4 protein-coding genes are annotated in these 4387 nt (G+C 73.5%); all 4 read left to right on the forward strand.

Annotated elements, in window-relative coordinates; genetic code table 11:
• Window positions 1-774: type VI secretion system-associated FHA domain protein TagH (gene tagH, locus ABDW35_RS32850; RefSeq protein ID WP_343718059.1), on the forward strand; the 774-nt coding region annotated here is incomplete at its 5' end.
• A 69-nt stretch (window positions 775-843) separates the two neighbouring features.
• Window positions 844-2169: a type VI secretion system baseplate subunit TssK gene (gene tssK / locus ABDW35_RS32855; protein ID WP_343718060.1), complete on the forward strand. Its 1326-nt coding sequence runs from the start codon at window positions 844-846 to the stop codon at window positions 2167-2169.
• Window positions 2170-2180: 11 nt separating this feature from the next.
• Window positions 2181-3542, forward strand: a complete 1362-nt coding sequence (gene tssL / locus ABDW35_RS32860; RefSeq protein WP_343718061.1) for a type VI secretion system protein TssL, long form — start codon at window positions 2181-2183, stop codon at window positions 3540-3542.
• Window positions 3542-4387 (forward strand): type VI secretion protein IcmF/TssM N-terminal domain-containing protein (locus ABDW35_RS32865; protein ID WP_343718062.1); only part of this gene is annotated, 846 nt, incomplete at its 3' end. The genes tssL and ABDW35_RS32865, both read left to right, overlap by 1 nt.

Below are 4387 nucleotides of genomic sequence, written 5' to 3' on the forward strand. Positions count from 1 at the left end.
GAGGTGCTGCCGGACGACTGGGATATGGAGGACGAGGCTCCGGCCGCGCCGGTCGCCGCGCCGACCACCAGTGATGCCGAGGCGCCGGCTCCCGCGCCCGTGCCGCCGCCCGTCTTTGCGCCGGCGCCGATGGCACCGCCGGCGGCACTGCCCGCCGCGGCACCGGGCGCCCCGGCCGGGTCGATGGAGCAGGCGGTCGCGGCCTTCGTCGAGGGCGCCGGGCTGCAGGGCGCCGCCCAGGGCGACCCGGCCGAGATGCTGCGCGGCCTGGGCGAGGCGTTCCGCGCCATGGTCGTCGGCCTGCGCCGGATGATGATCGCCCGGGCGGCGATCAAGGGCGAGTTCCGCATCGAGCAGACCCTGATCCGCCCCGCCGGCAACAACCCGCTGAAGTTCTCGGCCGATGACGAGGACGCGCTGGCCGGGCTGCTGGGCATCGGTCGCCGCAGCGACATGAGCGCCCGGGACGCCGTGGCCGACGCGCTGCGCGACATGCGCCTGCACGAGCTGGCGGTGTCCGCGGCGATGCAGCAGGCGGTGCACCATCTGGTCGGCGAACTCGCCCCTGCCCAGGCTGCGGGCAAGCTGGAGCCCAAGGCGCTGGACGGGCTGCCGGGCCGGCGCAAGGCCCGCAGCTGGGACGCCTACCAGGCGCTGCACGCCGCCGTGACCCAGGCCCTGGCGGATGATTTCGACAGCGTGTTCGGCAAGTCCTTCGCGCGCGCCTATGAGCGGGCGATGGCCGAGGTCGCCGACCGGGCCGACGACGAATAGCCAAGCCCTGACGGGCGTGGCCGGGCACCGCCGCCACAGGCCGGGCGGCGCGTTTCCAAGGAGAATGACGTGACGTGGAGCAGTCGGATCGCGTGGCAGGAGGGCATGTTCCTCCGCGCCCAGCATTTCCAGCAGCAGGACCGCTGGGTCGAGGCGCAGATCCGCGGCAGCGTCGGCGCGCTGCGGCCCCATCCCTGGGGCGTGACCGGGATCGCCATCGCCCGTGACCTGCTGGCGGCGGGCCGGTTCGCGCTCGCCTCCGCCGCCGGGGTGTTCGAGGACGGCACGCCCTTCGCCGTGCCCGACGAGGCCGAACTGCCGCCGCCGCTCGAGGTGCCGGATTCGGTGCGCAACGCGCTGGTCCATCTCGCGATCCCGGTGCGCCAGGCGGGGGCGGCGGAGATCGGCATCCTCGCCAATGACGGCCGCTACGGCGCACGGCCGTTCGAGGCCTACGACACCCATTCCGGCACGCCGCAGCCGGCCGAGCTGCAGGTCGGCCAGCTGCGCCTGCGCTACCTGCTGGAGACCGACGACCGCGACGGCTACATCTGCCTGCCGCTGGCCCGCATCACCGAGGTGACGCCCGACCGCCGCGTGGTGCTGGACGAGCGCTGGATCCCGCCGGCGCTGGTCTGCTCCGCCGCCGCGCCGCTGGCGGCGCTGCTGGTCGAGCTGGCCGGCATGCTGAACCAGCGCGGCGAGGCCATCGCGGCGCGGGTCACGGCGGTCGGCACCAAGAGCAACACCGAGGTCGCCGACTTCCTGCTGCTGCAGTCGATCAACCGCTGGCAGGCCCTGCTGGCGCATCTGGCGGATTCCGGCAACATCCACCCCGAGACGCTGTACGGCGTCCTGGTGCAGATGGCCGGCGAGTTCGCCACCTTCACCGATGCGCGCCGGCGGCCCAACACCTATCCCGCCTACCGGCACGAGGACCTGCAGCGCAGCTTCACCCCGGTGATGGCGGATGTCCGCCGCTCGCTCTCGGCGGTGCTGGAGCAGACGGCGATCCGCATCCCGCTGCAGGAGCGGCGGCACGGCGTGCGGGTCGGCCCGATCCTGGACCGCACCCTGCTCAACGGCACCAGCTTCGTGCTGGTGGTCCAGGCCGACATGCCGGCCGAGCAGCTGCGCCGCACCTTCCCGGGCAAGGCCAAGGTCGGCGCGGTCGAGCATATCCGCGAGCTGGTCAACGTGGCGCTGCCCGGCATCGACCTGCAGCCGCTGCCGGTGGCGCCGCGGCAGATGCCGTTCATCGCCGGCGCCCAGTATTTCGAGCTCGACCGCAACAGCCCGCACTGGCAGCAGATGCAGTCCTCCGGCGGCTTCGCGATCCATGTCTCGGGCGACTTCCCGAACCTGGCGCTCGACCTCTGGTCGATCCGCGGCTGAGGGACGGGCCGATGAGCGAGAACCCCTTCGCCGAGCCGGACGACGACGAGCGCACGATCATCCGGCCGCTGCCGGGCGGACGGGCGGCGCCGCCGCGCCCCCGGCCCGTAGCGGCCGAGCCGCCGGCGGCGTCGGAGGCCGCGGCCGTTCCCGCCTCCGACGCGGCCTTCGCCGACCTGCCGGCCGAAGGCGCCTCGCCGATCGTGACCGCAGCCGCGCCCCTGCTGTCGCTGGTGGCGCGTCTGCGCAACGTGGTCACCGTACCGGACCCGGCCAGCCTGCGCGACAACGCGATCCAGGAGATGCGGCGCTTCGAGAAGACGCTGCGCGACCGCAAGCTGCCGATCGAGCAGATCCGCCTGTCGCATTATGCGCTGTGCGCCAGCATCGACGATGTGGTGCAGAACACGCCCTGGGGCAGCCGCGGGCCTTGGGCGGACGCGTCTCTGGTCTCGACCTTCCATCAGGAGGTGCGGGCCGGCGAGCGCTTCTTCGACCTGCTGGACCAGCTGCGCCAGAATCTCGGCACGTTCCTGCCGGTGGTCGAGCTGATGTATCTCTGCATGTCGCTGGGCATGCAGGGGCGCTACCGCCTGTCGGCGCGCGGCCCGGCCGAGCTCGACCGGGTCCGCGAGGAGACCTATGTCGCGATCATGCGGCAGCGGCGGCCGCTCGATCGCGGCCTGTCGGCCCATTGGAAGGGCGTCGCCGCACCATACCGCCAGCAGCGCCGCATCCCGGTCTGGGTGGCGGCGCTGGCCGGGCTTGCGCTGGTGGTGGCGCTCTACGTCCTGCTCGCCTACGGCCTGAACGGCGCGTCGGACCGGCTGTTCGACGCCGGGCGCACGCTGCCGCCGGGGCAGTTCCCGACGATCGCCCGCAGCGCCCCGCCGAAGCCGCTGCCGCCCCCCCCGCCGCCGGCCGAGCCGGGCGAGCTGGCCAAGCTGTCCGGCTTCCTGCAGCCGGAGATCCAGCAGGGGCTGGTGACCATCGCCGGCACCGACGCGGTGCCGATCGTGCGCATCCTCAACCTCGGCATGTTCAAGTCCGGCAGCGCCAAGGTCGAGGACAAGTACCTGCCGATCCTGGCCCGGATCGGCGCGGCGCTGCGCACCGAGCCCGGCGCGGTCGACGTCGTCGGCTACACCGACAACCAGCCGATCCACACCGTGCAGTTCCCGTCGAACTTCCAGCTCTCCCAGGCCCGCGCCAAGGCGGCGGCCGAGGTGATCGGCCAGTCCATCGACGACCCGGCGCGGCTGTCGACACAGGGCCGGGCGGACGAGAACCCGCTCGCCTCGAACGACACGCCCGACGGGCGGCAGCAGAACCGGCGCATCGAGGTGGTGCTGCACCGGAAGGGGGCGCAGTGATGGAGAACCTGCAGTATCTCGGCGCCTTCTTCGTCAACCGCTGGACCACCAGCTTCGCCGGCGTCGGCATGGCCAGCATGCTGGTCTGGTATCTGGCGCCGCTGGTCCCCGGCTTCGAAAGCTACTTCGCGCGCAGCCTGCTGATCCTGGCGCTGGTGATCCTCTGGGGCGGCGCCAACGGCGCCATCAGCTGGATCCGCCGCCGCCGCGAGAACACGCTGGTGCAGGGGCTGACCGGGGATGGCGGGTCGGCCGCCGCCAGCCCGGCCGAGCGCGACGTCCGCGCCGCAACGGCCGAGGAGGTCGCCCGGCTGCGCGAGCGCGTCCGCGCCGCTTTGCGCCGCCTGCGCAAGGGCCGCCGGCGCGGCTATCTCTACGAACAGCCCTGGTACGTGCTGATCGGGCCGCCGGGTTCGGGCAAGACCACGGCGCTGCTCAGCTCCGGCCTGAACTTCCCGGCCGACCAGCTGGACGGCGAGACCACGCCGGTCGGCGGGGTCGGCGGCACCCGGCTGTGCGACTGGTGGTTCGCGGACGAGGCGGTGCTGATCGACACCGCCGGGCGCTACACCACCCAGGATTCCGACAAGGCGGTGGACCGTGCCGGCTGGGAAGGGTTCCTCGACCTGCTGCGGCGCACCCGCAAGCGCCAGCCGGTCAACGGCGCCATCGTCGTCGTCTCGCTGACCGACATCGCCGCCGCCGATCCGGTGGAGCGGGCCGCCCATGCCCGCACCGGGCGCCGGCGGGGGCGGCCTCGGGGCCGGCGGTGGACGGATCGCCGGCCGCGGGGCCGTGACCGGCCGCCGACGACGAGCCGGCCGCGGCCTCCGGGCTGCGGGACC

The sequence above is a fragment of the Inquilinus sp. genome (assembly GCF_039594555.1).
Lineage (GTDB): Bacteria > Pseudomonadota > Alphaproteobacteria > DSM-16000 > Inquilinaceae > Inquilinus.

Bases quoted from the DNA above. Each gene is read 5' to 3' on its own strand.
- tssL (WP_343718061.1), top strand. From the start codon at position 2,181: ATGAGCGAGAACCCCTTCGCCGAGCCGGACGACGACGAGCGCACGATC.